18 protein-coding genes are annotated in these 17104 nt (G+C 67.5%); 10 read left to right on the top strand and 8 right to left on the bottom strand.

The features are described 5' to 3' along the window. Positions 1–5 precede the first annotated feature (5 nt). Complete coding sequence (locus DOE79_RS12605) at positions 6–527, top strand: hypothetical protein (protein WP_120338788.1); 522 nt, start codon at positions 6–8, stop codon at positions 525–527. A 6-nt stretch (positions 528–533) separates the two neighbouring features. On the opposite strand, the gene DOE79_RS20900 is transcribed toward DOE79_RS12605, so the two are convergent. Beyond that, positions 534–1715, bottom strand: a complete 1182-nt coding sequence (locus DOE79_RS20900; RefSeq protein WP_120338789.1) for a haloacid dehalogenase type II — start codon at positions 1713–1715, stop codon at positions 534–536. 335 nt (positions 1716–2050) lie between these two features. On the opposite strand from DOE79_RS20900, the gene nrdD reads away from it, so the two are divergent. Then, positions 2051–4300, top strand: a complete 2250-nt coding sequence (gene nrdD / locus DOE79_RS12615) for an anaerobic ribonucleoside-triphosphate reductase (protein ID WP_245976919.1) — start codon at positions 2051–2053, stop codon at positions 4298–4300. A gap of 9 nt (positions 4301–4309) precedes the next feature. Beyond that, complete coding sequence (gene nrdG, locus DOE79_RS12620) at positions 4310–4912, top strand: anaerobic ribonucleoside-triphosphate reductase activating protein (RefSeq protein ID WP_120338791.1); 603 nt, start codon at positions 4310–4312, stop codon at positions 4910–4912. Here nrdG and DOE79_RS12625 read toward each other — a convergent pair. After that, the gene (locus tag DOE79_RS12625) at positions 4909–5406 is read right to left on the bottom strand and encodes a MarR family winged helix-turn-helix transcriptional regulator (RefSeq protein WP_245976920.1); all 498 of its coding nucleotides are present in this window, start codon (positions 5404–5406) and stop codon (positions 4909–4911) included. The genes nrdG and DOE79_RS12625 overlap by 4 nt on opposite strands. After that, the gene (locus tag DOE79_RS20905) at positions 5399–5653 is read right to left on the bottom strand and encodes an SRPBCC family protein (RefSeq protein WP_245976921.1); all 255 of its coding nucleotides are present in this window, start codon (positions 5651–5653) and stop codon (positions 5399–5401) included. The genes DOE79_RS12625 and DOE79_RS20905 overlap by 8 nt, the downstream gene beginning before the upstream one ends. 308 nt (positions 5654–5961) lie before the next feature. Between DOE79_RS20905 and DOE79_RS12635 the strand changes: the two genes are divergently transcribed. The 4 genes from DOE79_RS12635 to heR all read left to right on the top strand — a co-directional run bounded on the left by DOE79_RS12635 (position 5962) and on the right by heR (position 9292). After that, a complete protein-coding gene (locus DOE79_RS12635; RefSeq protein ID WP_120338794.1) occupies positions 5962–7236 on the top strand; it encodes an endo-1,4-beta-xylanase in 1275 nt (424 codons plus the stop codon). Positions 7237–7410: 174 nt separating this feature from the next. Beyond that, positions 7411–8421 carry a TerC family protein gene (locus tag DOE79_RS12640; RefSeq protein WP_120338795.1) on the top strand — a complete coding sequence of 337 codons (1011 nt, stop codon included), beginning with the start codon at positions 7411–7413 and terminating at the stop codon, positions 8419–8421. A 67-nt stretch (positions 8422–8488) separates the two neighbouring features. Then, positions 8489–8698 (top strand): hypothetical protein, encoded by a 210-nt coding sequence (locus tag DOE79_RS20910; RefSeq protein ID WP_245976922.1) that lies wholly within the window; start codon positions 8489–8491, stop codon positions 8696–8698. Then, entirely contained in the window at positions 8699–9292 is a 594-nt protein-coding gene (heR, locus tag DOE79_RS12645; RefSeq protein WP_245976923.1) for a heliorhodopsin HeR, read from the top strand. Between the two features lie 76 nt (positions 9293–9368). Here heR and DOE79_RS12650 read toward each other — a convergent pair whose 3' ends face one another. Then, the gene (locus DOE79_RS12650) at positions 9369–10310 is read right to left on the bottom strand and encodes an SDR family oxidoreductase (protein WP_120338796.1); all 942 of its coding nucleotides are present in this window, start codon (positions 10308–10310) and stop codon (positions 9369–9371) included. A gap of 161 nt (positions 10311–10471) precedes the next feature. Here DOE79_RS12650 and DOE79_RS12655 point away from each other — a divergent pair, with 161 nt between their 5' ends. Beyond that, on the top strand, positions 10472–11311 hold the full coding sequence (locus DOE79_RS12655; protein ID WP_120340320.1) for a helix-turn-helix transcriptional regulator: 840 nt from the start codon (positions 10472–10474) through the stop codon (positions 11309–11311). Between the two features lie 15 nt (positions 11312–11326). On the opposite strand, the gene DOE79_RS12660 is transcribed toward DOE79_RS12655, so the two are convergent. The 4 genes from DOE79_RS12660 to DOE79_RS12675 all read right to left on the bottom strand — a co-directional run bounded on the left by DOE79_RS12660 (position 11327) and on the right by DOE79_RS12675 (position 14794). Continuing rightward, the gene (locus DOE79_RS12660) at positions 11327–12817 is read right to left on the bottom strand and encodes an MFS transporter (RefSeq protein WP_425455647.1); all 1491 of its coding nucleotides are present in this window, start codon (positions 12815–12817) and stop codon (positions 11327–11329) included. Between the two features lie 111 nt (positions 12818–12928). Beyond that, a complete protein-coding gene (locus DOE79_RS12665; protein WP_120338797.1) occupies positions 12929–13216 on the bottom strand; it encodes a DUF1905 domain-containing protein in 288 nt (95 codons plus the stop codon). Between the two features lie 56 nt (positions 13217–13272). Then, positions 13273–14046 (bottom strand): isocitrate lyase/PEP mutase family protein, encoded by a 774-nt coding sequence (locus DOE79_RS12670; RefSeq protein ID WP_120338798.1) that lies wholly within the window; start codon positions 14044–14046, stop codon positions 13273–13275. A 79-nt stretch (positions 14047–14125) separates the two neighbouring features. Beyond that, positions 14126–14794: a GntR family transcriptional regulator gene (locus DOE79_RS12675; protein WP_245976924.1), complete on the bottom strand. Its 669-nt coding sequence runs from the start codon at positions 14792–14794 to the stop codon at positions 14126–14128. 332 nt (positions 14795–15126) lie between these two features. On the opposite strand from DOE79_RS12675, the gene DOE79_RS12680 reads away from it, so the two are divergent. Together DOE79_RS12680 and DOE79_RS12685 are read left to right on the top strand one after the other, a co-directional pair. Continuing rightward, positions 15127–16290 (top strand): NRAMP family divalent metal transporter, encoded by a 1164-nt coding sequence (locus DOE79_RS12680; protein WP_245977329.1) that lies wholly within the window; start codon positions 15127–15129, stop codon positions 16288–16290. A 28-nt stretch (positions 16291–16318) separates the two neighbouring features. Continuing rightward, a complete protein-coding gene (locus DOE79_RS12685) occupies positions 16319–17104 on the top strand; it encodes a LamB/YcsF family protein (RefSeq protein WP_120338800.1) in 786 nt (261 codons plus the stop codon).

A 17104-nucleotide genomic window follows, 5' to 3' on the forward strand; every position in this document is an offset into this window, starting at 1 on the left:
GGGGTATGACCACCTCAGAGTCCCGTTTTGCCGAGGCGCTGATCGCCGACGGCCCGACCCCGGAATACCCCGGGCGTATGCGCCGTTTCGGCCAGCTCGTGGGTACCTGGGCGGCGCACGGCAGCCGGCTTGACGAGGCCACGGGGGAGTGGGCTGAACGGGACTTCACCTGGATCGTGCAGTTCATCCTCGACGGCCGCGCGGTGCAAGACGTCGAGGTCGTGGCCAGCGACACGCATCCGTCGGGTTTCGAGACCGTGGCGACCGCCGTGCGGGTCTACGACCAGCTGGCCGGCGCCTGGCGGGTGAGCTACTTCGCCCCGACCATCGGCGAGTACTGCCACCTGATCGCAACCCCGTACCGCAACGGCCTACGCCAGGACGGCACCGGCACCGACGGCCGCCCGGTGCGCTGGAACTTCACCTCGATCACCGAGGACGGCTATACCTGGGAAGGCTGGGTGAGCGACGACGAGGGTTCCACCTGGCACCTCGTGGAGCACAACGAGGCCGTGCGGGTGCACTGACCGTTCTTATTCGGATGCGTCCGCGACGGTGGTGTGCACGATGATCTCCGAGTGCAGCGTACGGTGCACGGGGCACTTGTCGGCGATCTCCGCCAGCCGCTGACGCTGATCCTCATCGAGGTCTCCCTCGAACCGGAGCACCCTCTCGATGTGGTCGATCTGGCCGACCACGGTCTCGCAGTCGGCGCAGTCCTTGGCGTGGATCCGGTTGTGCCGGAGGGTCACGGTCACCTTCTCCAGCGGCCACTTCTTGCGCTCCGCGTACATGCGCACGGTCATCGAGGTGCAGGCGCCGAGGCCGGCCAGGACCAGATCGTAGGGGGACGGCCCGGTGTCGGTGCCGATGGGCCGGGGTTCGTCGGCGGTGAGCCGGTGCGGACCCACGGTGATCTGCTGGGCGTAGCCGCCCGATCCGCTCTCGGTCACCACGACGAGGCCCTCGGCCGGGTCGTCCGTGCTCGAGTCCGCTGTCGTGTCTGTCGTGGAGAGCGGTGACGCATCCGCGGCGGGCGCATCCGCCAGCAGAGTGGCCAGTTCGGCCAGCCGGGTGACGGTGTAGTCGGGGGCCGTGAAGTAGCTCGGGTAGGTGTCGCCGCCGCGGTTCAGCCAGGCGGTGGCCAGGCCGGCCTCGGCGGCCCCGTGGATATCCCAGGGGTGCACTGCCACGAGCAGCAGCTCGGCCGGCCGCACACCGCAGGCCTCGGACGCGTAGTCGTACGCAGCCCGCGTCGGCTTCCACACCCCGGCCTCCTCGACGCTGAGCAGCGCCTCGAAGTGGCCGTCGAGTTCGGCCGCGGCCAACAGAGACCGGGCCACCTCGGCGGACCCGTTGGACAGCGTGACCAGGCGTACCCCCGTGCCCGTCAAGGCGCGCACCCCCTCAGGCACATCGGAGTGCAGCTTGAGCAGGCCGAACCCCGCCATGATGTGCTCCACGGCCTCGTCGGGCTCGCGCATGAGAGGCGCATCGCGCAGCACCTGACGCAGCAACTCGGACCCGATCACCGAGAACGGCGCCGTGCCGCCGGCCGCGGCGAGGGCGAAACCGTCCCGCAGCAGCGCCGCGAACCACGCCGACGCGAGGTGGGCGGGCGCGCCGACCTGCACGAACCGGGCCTTCATGGCCGACATGTCCGAGAGCGTTTCGTTGACATCGAAGACGATCACGGCCGGGGTGGTGCGGGTCATGGGATCGGTTCCTTTCCGTTCAGCCGGTGGTGCGGGGCACGCGGTGCAGAATGCCGAGGGACACGTCGGCCAGGGTGAGTTGTGCGGCCAGCATCTGCCCCTTCCATCCTTGCCGCTCCTGTGGTGGAAGAGGCGTCTATCGAACCCTCAATATCCGTGGATTTGAGACACGCCGAGGCCTCTGAGATGCACACATGTGCAGCGGAATCCGCGGCCGGATCGTGCGGCGTGTTTCCGGCCATCCCGGCAACCCGACCACTACATGTAGCGGCGCTAGGGACCAAAGGCACCCAAATATAGTGATTTTCGGGCGTCCCCGTCCCTATGCTGAGAGCGTGAATTCACCCATCAGCGCCCCGGCCCAGACCAACGCCACCCGCGACGACGCCGTCGCCCACACGCTCGCGGCGCCGGTGCTGAACGCTATCCAGGTCGTCAAACGTGACGGCCGCCGGGTGCCCTTCGACAACACCAAGGTGTACGAGGCCCTGGTCAAGGCGGCCGTGGAGATCCACCGCGAAATGACCCCACTGGTGCACCGGGCGATCGTCGACATCGTCGCCGCGGTCGACCGCGAGATCGCCGGCCGGTTCAGCACCGACATCAAGATCTACGAGGTGCAGAACATCGTGGAGCACGCGCTGCTCGAGAGCCACGAGTACGACCTGGCCGAGAAGTACATCGGCTACCGCACCCAGCGTGACTTCGCCCGCAGCAAGTCCACCGACATCAACCACTCGATCATCAACCTGCTCAGCAAAGACTCGAGCGTGGTCAACGAGAACGCCAACAAAGACAGCGACGTCTTCAACACCCAGCGTGACCTCACCGCCGGGGCTGTCGGCAAGGCCATCGGCCACAAGATGCTGCCGCCGCACGTCTCGAACGCGCACCAGAAGGGTGACATCCACTTTCACGACCTGGATTACAGCCCCTACGCGCCCATGACCAACTGCTGCCTGATCGACTTCACGGGCATGCTCAGCCGGGGTTTCCGCATCGGCAACGCAGACGTGGAGCCGCCCCGCTCCATCCAGACCGCCACCGCACAGATCTCTCAGATCATCGCCAACGTGGCGTCGAGCCAGTACGGCGGATGCTCCGCCAACCGCACCGACGAACTCCTCGCCCCCTACGCCCGCGCCAACTTCGCCAAGCACCTCGCCGACGCCGAAAGGTGGATCGCCGACGAGTCCCAGCACACCGCCTACGCCCAGGAGAAGACCCGCAAGGACATCTACGACGCGATGCAGAGTCTCGAGTATGAGATCAACACGCTGTTCACCTCCAACGGGCAGACCCCGTTCGTGTCGCTCGGCTTCGGCCTGGGCACCGACTGGTTCGAGCGGGAGATCCAGCGGGCTATCCTGCAGATTCGCATCGACGGCCTCGGCAGCGAGAAGCGCACCGCCATCTTCCCCAAGCTGATTTTCACGCTCAAGCGTGACCTCAACCTCGCCGAGGGCGACCCGAACTACGACATCAAGCAGCTCGCCCTGGAGTGCTCCACCAAGCGCATGTACCCGGATGTGCTCAGCTACGACAAGCTCATCGACATCACCGGCAGCTTCAAGGTCCCGATGGGCTGCCGCTCCTTCCTGCAGGGCTGGACCGACGCGGACGGCAACGACGTCTCCGAGGGCCGGATGAACCTGGGCGTGGTGACGGTGAACCTGCCCCGCATCGCACTGGAGGCCGCCGGCGACCAGGCCAAGTTCTGGAGCATCCTCGAGGAGCGCCTAGCCATCACCCGTGACGCGCTGGTCTACCGCATCGAACGGTGCAAGCAGGCGACCCCTGCGAACGCCCCGATCCTCTACGTGTATGGCGCGTTCGGTCAGCAGTTGGCGCGCACCGACTCGGTCGACACCCTCTTCAAGGACGGCCGCTCAACGGTCTCGCTGGGTTACATCGGCCTGTATGAGGTGGCCGCGGCCTTCTTCGGCGGCGCCTGGGAGGGCGACGCCGAGGCGAAGGCGTTCACGCTCGACATCCTCAAGTCCCTCGACGCGCAGACCAAGGCCTGGACCGCCGAGTACGGCTACCAGTTCAGCGTCTATTCGACCCCGAGCGAGAGCCTCACCGACCGGTTCTCCCGCCTCGACAAGGCCAAGTTCGGCTCGGTGGAGAACATCACCGACAAGGACTACTACACGAACAGCTTCCACTACGACGTGCGCAAGAACCCGACCCCGTTCGAGAAGCTCGACTTCGAGAAGGACTACCCGGTGTTCTCCTCGGGCGGCTTCATCCACTACTGCGAGTACCCGGTGCTGCAGCAGAACCCGAAGGCCCTCGAGGCCGTCTGGGACTACGCCTACGACCGGGTGGGCTACCTGGGCACCAACACCCCCATCGACCGATGCTACAAGTGTGATTTCGCCGGCGACTTCACCCCCACCGACCGCGGTTTCGCCTGCCCCGACTGCGGCAACGACGACCCGGCCAGCTGCGACGTGGTCAAGCGCACCTGCGGCTACCTCGGCAACCCGCAGGCCCGCCCGATGGTGCACGGCCGCCACCAGGAGATCGTCTCCAGGGTCAAGCACATGGCCGGCGCCACCGGCAGCAGCGGCTCGCTCTAGGAACCCGGCATGCGTCATCCGCAGCCCGGGGAGTGGCTCGCCGACAAGCTCAGCCAGGGCTTCGTCGGCGACTACAAGCCGTTCATGTTCGTCGACGGCGAGGGCGTGCGCTGCAGCCTCTATGTGAGCGGATGCCTGTTCGCCTGCGAGGGTTGCTTCAACCGGGCCACCTGGAACTTCCGCTACGGCACTCCGTACACGGCCGAGCTCGAGGAGCGGATCCTCGCCGACCTGGCCCAGTCGTACGTGCAGGGCCTGACCCTGCTTGGCGGCGAACCGTTCCTGAACACCGGGGTGTGCCTGTCGCTGGCCCGCCGGGTGCGCGCGGAGTTCGGTGCGACCAAGGACATCTGGTCGTGGACCGGCTACGTCTTCGAGGAACTGCTGCTCGACAGCCCCGACAAGCTCGAGCTGCTCGGCCTGATCGACGTGCTCGTGGACGGCCCGTTCGACGAGGCGCTGAAAGACCTGCGCCTGCAGTTCCGGGGCAGCAGCAACCAGCGCATCATCGACGTGCAGAAGTCCCTGGTCACCGGGAACACCGTGCTCTGGGCGGCCCGGGTCGACGCCAGCAGGAGCTACGAGCAGGTGGAGAAGCGCCCACTGATCTAGCGCTCGCCCTCGCGGTGCGCCTTCGGGTCAGCGGCGAGGAGCGCCAGCTGCGCCACGAAGGCGGACGTGTGCGCGTCTAGTGGGGCGAAGAAGGTTCGGTCCGCGGCTTCGATGTCGTGGGTCGCGCGTTGCGCGGCCGCGATGCCGGCCGGTGTCGCCCGCAACGACCGGGCGCGACCGTCGCTCGGATGGTGATTCCGGTGGATGAGTTGCTTAGTCTCCAAAGCGCGGAGCACTTGGGAGGTCATCATCCGGTCGGTCGCGGCGAACTCGGCCAGATCGGCTTGACTGATGGGCGCGTCGGTGTGCGACTGACTCCATACCAGGGCGGCCAGGAGTACATACTGCACGTGGGTGAGCTCGTGTGGTTTGAGAGTGGCACGCATCACGGCCTGCCATCGATTCGTGACCTGCCAGAGCGCTAGTCCGGGACTCTGCCCAGCGGCATCGAAATCGCTGCCGAGCGAGGGCCGTTCGCCCAGGGGTTCAGGCACGCACGCCTCGCGCTGCTCCCGCGAACAGCTCGGTCATGGCGAGAGGGAAGTCGCTGCTGACCTGCGGGCCGAGCTCGGGGCCGATGTCGTCGGCGCCGACGCCGGAGATTTCAAGAGTGTGAGTGACCTCGGTGCCGCCGGCCGTCGTGGCAGCGAGGTGGTGGCGAAATGTGAGCAGGATGTCTCCGAACGAGGTCTGGTCCGCGTAAACGGCAGTCGGCTCGAGCTCGGTGATGACGGATCGCATCGGCTCCTGTCCTTGCGGGGTGACCGTGACCTCAGTGCCGACCTCGAACGGGCCATGGAGTTCGAAGTTGTCAGACGATGCTCCAAGAGGGACGCCGGAATGAAGTGCGCGGAGAGCGTCCCACACGTCCGCCGGGGGTGCGCTGGTTTCAGCGGTATACGTCGTTGTCCACATGACAAACCTCCTAAGTAATATGCGCACATACTATATCCGGGTGAGTTCGAAAGTAAAGCGAAAACTAGGCGACGATCTGGCTCCGGACTGTAGCTTCAGGAGGGATCGCACCAGACAGCGAAGGAACCCCGCTCATGTTTGACGTCACCCACCGCATAGCCGACTCGCGTATCCGCCTGGTGGATCGCGACGGACGCCCCCTCGCCGACGCCGACGTGACCGTGGAGCAGACCCGGCACGCGTTCGGGTTCGGCAATATCGGTTTCGACTTCATCGACTGGCTCGGCGGGCCACTCGGTTCCGGCCCGTCCGGCTCCGAAACCGCGCCGCCCGATGTGGACACGCTCGCGGAGGACTGGCTGGGCCTGTTCAACACCATGACGCTGCCCTTCTACTGGCGAGGCTTCGAGCCGGAGCGCGGCCGGCCGGACACCGAGCGTCTCCGCCGCACCGCCGAATGGTTCGCCGAGCGCGGGGTCACCGTCAAGGGCCACCCGCTGGTCTGGCACACCCTGGCCCCGGAGTGGCTGCTCGAGCTCGACGACACGGAGGTCGAAGCGGCCATCCGTGAGCGAATCCGCCGCGAGGTCACCGACTTCGCCGGCGTCGTGGACCTGTGGGACGCGATCAACGAGGTCGTGATCCTGCCGGTCTTCACCGCGGAGGACAACGCGGTGACCCGGCTCGCCCAACGCCGCGGACGCGTGGGAATGGTGCGGCTGGCATTCGAGGAGGCGCGGGCCGCGAACCCGAACGCCCGGCTGGTGCTCAACGACTTCGACCTCTCCGCCGACTACGAAAGGCTGATCGACGAATGTCTTGCGGCGGGTATCCTGATCGACGCGATCGGGCTGCAGACCCACATGCATCAGGGGTACCGGGGCGAGGAACAGGTGTGGGGGATCCTGGAACGGTTCGCCCGGTTCGGGCTGCCGCTGCAGCTGACCGAAACGACGCTGCTATCGGGCGACCTGATGCCCTCACACATCGTCGATCTCAACGACTACCGGCCGGAGTCGTGGCCGTCGACACCCGAGGGCGAGGCCCGCCAGGCCGACGAGATCGTGCGCCACTACCGAACTGTGGTGTCGCACCCCGCTGTGGAGTCGCTGACCTACTGGGGCATCACCGATCACGGGGCCTGGCTCGGCGCTCCATCTGGGCTGGTCCGCCGGGACGGCACCAGGAAGCCCGCCTACGACGCTCTGCACGCGCTGGTGCGCAGCGAGTGGTGGCACCCCGAGACACGCACGGCGACGGATGCCGACGGTGTCGTGGTGGTGCGCGGCTTCGCCGGCCGGTACCTCATCGAGACCCCGGCCGGGTCTGCAGAGGTGGAGCTAGAGGCGGGCGCTGGTGCGGTGACCGTCAGACTGGACGCGGTTCCCGCGGCGCTCGGCAAACTCTGATCCTGACCTCTTGACGGGTCGGGAAATCCCATGATCTGATAGTTGCCAGGAGGGGAGTATCCCCCAATCGCATCATCGCCAGTACGGCCCCACGGCTCGGTGATGTGAGCTCGACCCGAGCGGGAAAGACCTCCGAGACGACGCACCGTGCGTCCTCTCGGAAGGGTGCTTACCGTGAACGTCCCGCTCTGGGCCTGGCTTTCCGTCGTCGCCGTCATCCTCGTGATGCTGGCCATCGACCTCGTGGCCCACCGCACCGCCCACGTGATCAGCCTGAGGGAAGCGGCCGGGTGGTCGATCTTCTGGGTTGCCTCGGGGATCAGCTTCGGCGTGATCATCTGGCTGCTCTTCGGCGGCGAGCTGGGTCAGCAGTATTTCGCCGGCTTCCTCATCGAAAAGTCACTGGCCATCGACAACGTGTTCGTGTGGGCCATCATTTTCGCCAGCTTTGGTGTGCCGGCCAAGTACCAGCACCGCATCCTCTTCCTCGGCGTCCTGGGTGCATTGGTGTTCCGCGGCATCTTCATCGCCGCCGGAGCCACGCTCATCGAGAGCTTCGGATGGATCCTTTACGTCTTCGCCGCCCTCCTGGTGGTCACCGGCATTCAGATGCTGCGCCGCCGCAACGAACACGCCGACCCCACCCAATCGCGCATCTACCGGGCGTTCCGCCGAGTCGTCCCCACGACCGACGTCTTCTACGGGCAGCGGCTCGTCGTGCGAGCCGGCGGGGTGCTCGTGGCGACACCCCTCCTGGCGGTGCTGGTGCTCATCGAATTCACCGACATCATCTTCGCCATCGACTCGATCCCCGCGATCTTCGCCGTCACCGACGAGGCGTTCCTGGTCTTCACCGCGAACGCCTTCGCCATCCTGGGGCTGCGCGCCATGTACTTCCTCTTGGCCGACCTCATCCACCGCTTCATCTACCTCAAGATCGGGTTGGCGGCCATCCTCATCTGGGTCGGCGTCAAAATGGCGCTGCACGACCTGGTCAAGGTCCCCACCACCGTCTCGCTGGCCGTCATCATTGTGATCCTCGCCGCGGCGGTGGGCGCCAGCCTCATCGCCACCCGCGGGCAAGGGCGGCGGACGGTTGAGCCGACCGGAGCCCAGATGTTCCGCGATGCCACAGCGGGCGAGTTGGCCAGCCTCAGCCCGGTTGTCGCCCGGAGGCATCGATGAGCCTGCGGGAACTGCCAAGATGACCACACGGGCGCGTGGCGCCCACGGGATGCAAAGGAGCTCACCCATGGCCAAGAGGGACTACACACCGGACCAGCAAATCGATCGGCTGCGCATCTACAACGTCGTCGCGGGGAGCCTGCACCTGGTTCAGGCCATCGGGTTCGCGGTGATCCTCACACTGCTGAGCTCGCAGGTTCTGTTCTCCGTGACGGCCGACTACCTGGCCGGCCCGCCCGGAGTCCCGATCCCGCCGGAACGAGTCACACTCTTCTAAGTGAACATCGGTGTCGGTGTCGTCGCCTTCCTCGCGCTGAGCGCTCTCTTCCACTTCCTCATCTCGAGCCCCTGGTTCTTCGAGCGCTACAAGACCGGTCTGCTGAACAACCACAACTACTTCCGGTGGGTCGAGTACTCCCTGAGCTCGTCGATCATGATCTGGCTGATCCTGGCGATCAACGGTGTCACCGACATCGGCGCGCTGTGCGCCGTCTTCGCGGTCAACGCGGCCATGATCATGTTCGGTGCACTTCAGGAGAAGTACGAGCAGCCTGGCACGGGCCGGTTGTTGCCCTTCATCTTCGGTTCCATGGTCGGCATCGTTCCCTGGATCCTGATCCTGATCTACTTCCTGCGCCCGGGCAGCGCCAGCGACGTCGCGGCCCCCGGCTTCGTCGTCGGCATCGTCATCTCGCTGTTCGTGTTCTTCAACACCTTCGCGATCAACCAGTGGCTGCAGTACAAGCAGGTGGGCAAGTGGAAGAGCTACCTGCAGGGCGAACGCACGTACATCACGCTGAGCCTCGTGGCCAAGACGGCTTTGGCCTGGCAGGTGTTCTCAGGCGCCATCATCCCCGCCATCGCCAGTTGAGAAGGTGCGCACGGCTACCGGCCCACGGAGAAGCGCCCGCTGATCCAGCGGTATAGTCCGGATGCAGTCCAGGAGCTCAGGCGGCCGGAAAGGTCGCGCCGGTCTGTTCCTCGGATACCTGCCAGATGCGGCGGGCGTCCGCCTCATTGCGGAGGCGCGAGAAGAGCTTCTGCTCGGCCGGAGCGCCGCCGGTGTGCCCGGGGCCCTTCGGGCCGTAGAACCGCCCCGCGGCATCGGGTGCGGTGGCGGCGGCGAGGGCCGGGAGCGCCGCGGTCTCGGGAGTGCCGACGAGAATCCCGCGCGCAGACAACCAACGGATGATGCGCACGCTCTGCGTATCCTCGCCCCGGCCCAGCTCCGGACGCGCTGCGAGCAGGCTGGTGGGAGCGACTCCCGGGTGGGACAGATTACTGCCGATGCCCCATCCGTGCGCCACGCTTCGGCGTTGCAGCTCGAGACCGAACAGGCCGAAGGCGATCTTCGACTGGCTGTAGGCGCGCATGCCGTGGTAGCTCCGTTCCCAGTTGAGGTCGCCCCAGTTGATGGCACCCTGGCTGGCCGCGACGCTCACCTGCGAGGTGACCCGAGCGCGGCCGGCCCTCAGCAGCGGCAGAAGCCCGGCGACGAGGGCGAAGTGGCCCAGGTGGTTGGTGCCGAACTGGGACTCGAACCCGTCGACCGTGCTCTGCCGGGCCGGCGGGGTCATCACGCCGGCGTTGTTGATCAGAAGGTGGATCGGGTCTCCCTCGCCGCGGAGAGTGCCCGCGAGGGCCGCCACCGACTCCAGTGACGACAGATCGAGCTGGCGTAGCGTCACGGATGCGGACGGGGCCTTCTGGCGGATGCCGGCGATCGCGGCCTCGCCCTTGCGGGAGTTGCGCACCGGCAGCACCACCTCGGCACCGGCTAGGGCCAGTCTGGTGGCGATGCGCAGCCCGATACCGTCGCTGCCGCCGGTGAGAACGGCGCGCGTGCCGGTGAGGTCGGGCATGGTGATGTCGATCGGTGTGCGTGGCATGGAGTGGCTCCTCGGTTCGGGTTGGTTCTTCGACTGTGACGGCGATGCCCGGCGCGAACCAGGACTCGTCAGGTCACTGATACCGAGGGGTGGATCATCAATCAGTGGATGAAGCCAAGCGGGTCCGCTAGAAAGAAGACCTAGTGAAAGAGAGACCCACCGTGATCGACAGAACCGGTCTGGCCGAGTTCCTGCTTGGGCGGCGGGAAGCGCTGCAGCCTGAGGACGTGGGCCTCACGCGCGGGCAACGTCGCCGCACCACCGGCCTCCGCCGCGAAGAAGTGGCCGTGCTCTGCCACATGTCGACCGACTATTACGCCCGCATCGAGCGTGGCACCGGGCCTCACCCGTCGGAGCAGATGATCGCGTCGATCGCGCAGGGTCTGCACCTGACCGTTGCGGAACGCGACCACCTGTTCCTTCTTGCGGGCCACCAGCCGCCGACCCGCGGCATCTCCAGCGACCACATCAGCCCCGGGTTGCTGCGGATCCTCGACCGGCTGCAGGACACCCCGGCCGAGATCGTGACCGAGCTCGGTGAGACGCTGCGGCAGAGCCCGCTCGGCATCGCGCTGACCGGAGACACCACCCACTTCGATGGCCCGGCCCGCAGCATCGGCTACCGCTGGTTCTCCGATCCGACCAGCCGGGCGCTCTACGCGCCGACGGAGCATCCGTTTCTGTCCCGGCTCTGGGTCTCGGGGCTGCGCGAGGTCTCGACGCTGCGGGGCCCGTCCTCCCGGGCGGCCCGGATCGCCGAGGCTCTCCTCGAGCAGAGCGAGGAGTTCCGCTCGCTCTGGGAACGACACGAGATCGGGGTGCGCCCCCAGGAGACGAAGAACTTCGTGCACGCCGAACTGGGCGAACTCGAACTCACCTGCCAGACCCTGATCGATCCCGCCCAGTCGCACTTCCTGCTGGTCTACACGGCATCCCCCGGAACCGAGAGCTACGAGAAGCTGCAGTTGCTCTCGGTGATCGGCAGCCAGGCGCTCCGCTGACCGCTCAGCGCACCCTCAGCCCGTCGCTCCCTCGGATTGCGGTGCACGCCGCGGTGAGCGGGCGACGCCGATCCCGACGAGCACCGCAGCGAGGAGGGTGAGGGACAGCCCCGCCACGGTGACCGCCGTTTGGAACTGGGAGCTCTGGGCGGCGGTCCAGTTCGCCGTGGCGATGCTCCCGGTGAAGAGCGCGGCGAGGATCGTGCCGGTGATGGCGATGCCGATGGCGGTGGCGAGCTCACTCGAGGTGTCCACCAGAGCCGCGCCCATCGAGGTGCGGCTGGCCGGCAGCCCCTTGAGCACGTTGGTGCCGGCGACCACACCGACCACACGCATTCCCGCGGCGACCAGCACGAGGGCGACGAGCACCCAGCCGTAGCCGAAGCGGCTGAACAGGCCGAAGACCGCCAGACCCAGCACGACGGCGGCGGCGCTGATCCAGGCGGCGCGACCGAGGCCGAGCTTCCGTACGAACGGGCCGACCAACCGGCCGCTGGCGAGAAGCACCACCACCTGGGGCAGCATCCCCACTGCCGCCAGGGCCGGCGGCCAGCCCCAGGCGAACTGGAGCTGCAGGGTCACCAGATAGCCGAGGCCGGCCACGGCCAGCCCGGCCGCCGCCTTGTACGCGAGTCCGCTCGAGACCAGCGGCAACGCGAGGAGCCGCAGATCGAGAAGCGGTGCCCGAGCGGAACGTTCCCGCACCACGAAGGCGATCGCCAGAGCGACCGTGGCGGCGGCACCCGTCCACGGCACCCACGACCCGGACCCCTCCTCAATGAACAGAGTCGGAGTGACGAGAGCGAGCACGATCGTCGCCGTGCCGAGAACGGCTCCCACGATGTCGATCGGATCGTGATGCAGCTCCTCCGCCAGGTCGGCAGCGATGCCGAGGCGGATACCGACGAAGGCGAACGCGGCGATGGGCACGTTCACCAGGAGCAGCACCTGCCACGGCGCGACCGCGAGCGCCAACCCTCCCGCTGTCGGGCCGACCGCGAGCCCGACGAGGCCGGCGGTGGAGATAAGCGTGAGCGCGCGGACGCGCAGGTCCTCCGTGTCGAACAACCGGAAGGCCAGTGCCATCGACCCCGGGGTCGTCATGGCGGCGGCGACCCCCATGGCCGCACGCACCCAGATCAGCTGGTCCGCGGTGGTGACGAACCCGGTGGCCAGACTCGCCGCTCCGAGCAGGACCAACCCGACGAGCATGATCCGGCGGCGGCCGAACCGGTCGGCGATCGCGCCGAACACCAGCATCAGCCCGCCGAACACGACGGCGTACGCGCCGGTGACCCACTGCAGGGCCGTCGTCGACGCGTGCAGCGCTCTGCCGATGGTGGGCAGCGCCACATTGAGGATCGAGTTGTCGAGCATCTCGATGAGGAACACGGCCGACAGGCCGGCGAGTGCGAGCCAGGCGCCCCGCAAGGTTGGGGCCGGGTCGGACCCGGTCGTGGACGCTCGTGCGTCGAGTTGTGGCTGGTCGGGCGTCAAGGTGCACACTCCTTCATAGTGAAGAAGTGGCGACTCGTTCGATGCCGCGTGTATGCGCAGGCCAGCAGGGCTGGGATGCGTTTTTACCTCAGATGCTCACGCTACACCGGTCGTGCCGGGTCAGGTCAACCGTTCCGACAGCAGCACGGTGACAGTGTCCCCGAGATCCTTGCCGAGCTTGGTGCGCAGTTTGGCGCTGATCGAGAGCATGTGCCCACCGGACCCGGTGGGTATCAGCCCGGCCGTGACCGGCTGATCATCCACCTGAGCGACCACGCGCACGGCCTTCCCGGTGCCGAACAGCTCCACGGAGTCCGGAATCTCGACGCAGGACCACAGATCGCCCTTCACCAGCACCCCGATGGGAGCGGTGAAGGAAAGGTGCATCGGGCCGGTAACCGTGCTCATCGTCACTCCAAGTGTTGAGAATCTGGTGTCCCTCGACCCTATGCGGTGTGGCGCCGTCAGTCGCTGAATGCCTCGAGCCGCGACTGCATCTCCCAGTAGGACGTCGCGGTCGGCGTCCGTTGGTTGTCGCGGAGCGCCACAACGACGTTCACCGCGGCGTCGACGGCTGCGCGGTAGGGCAGGGATCCCGAACTCACCCGGCGGATGCCCAGGGCGCCGAGTTCAGCCACCGTCAGGGTGGGGTGGGCCAGCACGTTGACCGGCAGGTCGATGCCGGCGGTGATGCTGCGGATGTCCACCGGGTCAGTCACCCCGGGCACGAAGATCCCGTCGGCGCCGGCATCGGCGTAGGCAAGCGCGCGGAGCAGGACGGCCTGCACCGTGGCCTCCTCGTCGAACCAGAAGTTGTCCACCCGGGCGTTCACAAATACGTCGGGACTGTGTCGCTTGATCGCGGCGACCTTGGCGGCAAGCACCGCGGGATCCACCAGGCGCCCGTCCCGGCTGTCCTCCAGGTTGACCCCGACGACCCCCAGGCCGGCCAGTTCGGCCACGAAGCCCGCGACCTCGGTCGGGTCGTCGGAGTACCCGTCCTCGATATCCGTGGTGATGTGCACCGGCAGACGGCACAGGAGCGCCGCGAGGGCCATGGTTGCCGCACGGGTGGACCCACCGCCGTCGGGCAGGCCGGTGCCGGCAGCGATGCCGAAGCTCGTGGTGCCGATGGCTGGGAAGCCCGCCGCCTCGAAGGCGAGGGCGGAGCCGACATCCCAGGCGTTGGGCAGCAGCAACGGGGCATCACCGTGGTGGAGTTCCCGGAAAGTGTCCATGCTCGATCCTCCCGTACCAGCGCTACCTGCTGTCACGCTACTAGCGTGCGGTCCCGGCGCAAGAGGGGCGGCAGCAGGCTCAGGCGGGAAGCTGCCGCGCGTAGGCGGCCACGATGGTGCGCTCGGAGAGCAGCAGGTAGTCATCCAGAACGGATGCCGCCTGGGTCGCCTCGCCCGCCAGGTAGAGCTCGAGCACGGCCACGTTGCGGTCCACGTAGGGGCGGTGCAGGTAGTCCGGGTCGTCGAGCAGACCGAAGGCCAGGCGCAGCTCGGCGGAGATGTTGGCGTAGAGCCTGTCGAGGTGGTCGCTGTCGGCCAGGGCCACGATTGCCGAGTGGAACTCCATGTTGGCGGTGCCCACGGCGATCCAGTCGTCGGCCTCGCGGCTGGCCAGTGCGGACTCGACGGCGGCGCGCATCCGTCGGCTGGCGGGATGCCGGGCGGGGGCGGCCCGCAGCGCCTGGCACTCGATCATGCGGCGCACGCGGTAGATGTCGATGATCGACGCGAGTGACGGCACGGCCACGAACACCCCGGCGTGCGGCTTGTGCACGAGCAGGCGCTCGTGGGTGAGCACACGGAACGCCTCACGCAGGGTGTTGCGGGAGACGCCGAGGCGCTCGCTCATGGCGCTCTCGGAGAGGCGCTGGCCGGGCACGAGGTCGCCGACGATGAGCATCCGGCGCAGTGTCTCGGCGGCCTGATCGGCGCGCGAGTTGCCGTCTTCAGCATCGTCGAGTTGGGCCACGACGCCACTCTACCGAAGCCGGCCCCAGCCCCGGCAGCGATGCCCTGCCCTCCGTTCACCGAAACATGACTGAAACACACTATTTACTCGACTGATTGTTCAACAATCACTAACCTGTCGTTCACGCGCTTAGGCTCGTTGCGTGGGGTTCCGGTCCCCGCGAGTAGCAGTACACCCGCAGGATCCTTCCCCCCGACGAAATGGATGTGCCCGTGACCGACCCCCTCAAGACCACCGCACCCGCGGACCCCACCGCGCAGAACATCGACCAGCCCAGCGTCCGCAGCGTCGCCAAGAGCCGCCGCACCGCGCTGATCGGCGCCCTGTTCCTCATGGCTACCTCGGCCATCGGCCCCGGCTTCATCACCCAGACGGCCACCTTCACCGCGCAGATGGGTGCGGCGTTCGCGTTCGGCATCCTGGCATCGATCCTGATCGACTTCGCCGTGCAGCTGAACATCTGGCGCATGATCACGGTCAGCGGCAAGCGCGCCCCCGAACTGGCCAACCTCGCCATCCCCGGCAGCGGCTTCGTGCTCGCCTTCCTCGTCATCCTCGGCGGCCTGGTCTTCAACATCGGCAACATCGCCGGCGCGGGCCTGGGCCTGAACGTGCTGACCGGACTCGACGCGAAGATCGGCGGGCTGCTCAGCGCGCTCTTCGCCGTCGCCATCTTCCTCGCCAAGCGGGCCGGAGCGGTCGTCGACCGGGTCGTGGTCATCGCCGGGCTCGTCATGATCGTGCTCACCGTGATCGTGGCCTTCATCTCCCAACCGCCCATCGGGGACGCGCTGCGCCAGACCGTGCTGCCCGACGAGATCAACTTCGCCACCATCACCACCATCGTCGGCGGCACCGTCGGCGGCTACATCACCTACGCCGGCGCCCACCGCCTGCTCGCCAGCGGCACCGCCGGGGTCGAACACGTCAAGGAGGTCTCCCGCGCGGCCTTCAACGGCATCCTGGTCACCGGCATCATGCGCTACGTCCTGTTCCTGGCCATCCTCGGCGTGGTTGCGAGCGGCGTCGTCATCGACACGACGGGCGCAGCCGCCAACCCGGCCGCCCAGGCGTTCCAGGCCGCGGCCGGCGAATTCGGTCTCCGCGTCTTCGGTGCGATCTTCTGGATCGCCGCGATCACGAGCATCATCGGCGCCGCGTACACCTCGGTGTCGTTCCTGCCGGTGTTCTCCAAGAAGATCGTCGGACGTGCCGCCGATTTCGCCACGATCGCCTTCATCGTCGTGTCCCTCGCGGTCTACCTGCTGATCGGCACCGCCCCGGCCACCCTGATGGTGTTCGTCGGCGGCTTCAACGGCCTGATCCTGCCGATCGGTCTCACGATCTTCATGTACATCGGCTGGTTCCGCGGCGACCTGATGAACGGCTACCGCTACCCCAAGTGGCTGCTGATCATCGGCACCCTGGCCACGCTGCTCACCTGGTACATGGCCGTGATGGCCGTCGGGCCGATCTTCTCGCTGCTGACCCTGTAACCTCCCGGCACAACCGAAGGACTCCCTCATGAGCTTCATCGACCTGAACAGCGACCTCGGCGAAGGCTTCGGCCGGTGGAGCCTCGGCGACGACCTGGAGATGCTCGGCATCGTCACCAGCGCGAACATCGCCTGCGGTTTCCACGCCGGCGACCCGCTGGTGATCCGGGAGACCGTGCTCGGAGCACGGGATGCCGGGGTGTCGATCGGCGCGCACGTGGGCTACCGGGACCTGGCCGGGTTCGGCCGGCGCAACATGGACGTTTCCAGCGCCGAGCTGATCTCCGATGTGATCTACCAGATCGGTGCGCTGCAGGGCATCGCCCGGGCGGCCGGCACCACGGTCACCTACGTGAAGCCGCACGGCGCCCTCTACAACACGATCGTGCACGACGCGCGACAGGCCCAGGATGTGGTGACGGCGATCCGCGAGATCGACCCGGCCCTGGCCATCCTGGGCCTGCCCGGCTCTGAGGTGTTGCGGGCGGCGGAGGCGGCGGGCCTCCGCAGCGTGACCGAGGCGTTCGCCGACCGGGCCTACACGCCGGCCGGCACCCTGGTGTCGCGGAAGGAAGCCGGTTCGGTGCTGCACGACGCCGCGCTCGTGGCCGCGCGGATGGTGCAGCTGGCCACCGAGGGCACCCTGACCGCCATCGACGGCAGCACCATCGCCGTGGCGGCGGACTCGATCTGCGTGCACGGCGACAGCCCGGGCGCCACCGAGCTGGCCCGGCAGGTGCGGGCCGCCCTCACCGAGGCCGCCATCGACATCACCGCCTTCGCCCCACGGTCGGGCGCCGAGCGAGCCTCCTAG

It is taken from the genome of Cryobacterium soli, assembly GCF_003611035.1.
In the GTDB taxonomy this organism is placed as follows: Bacteria; Actinomycetota; Actinomycetes; order Actinomycetales; family Microbacteriaceae; genus Cryobacterium; species Cryobacterium soli.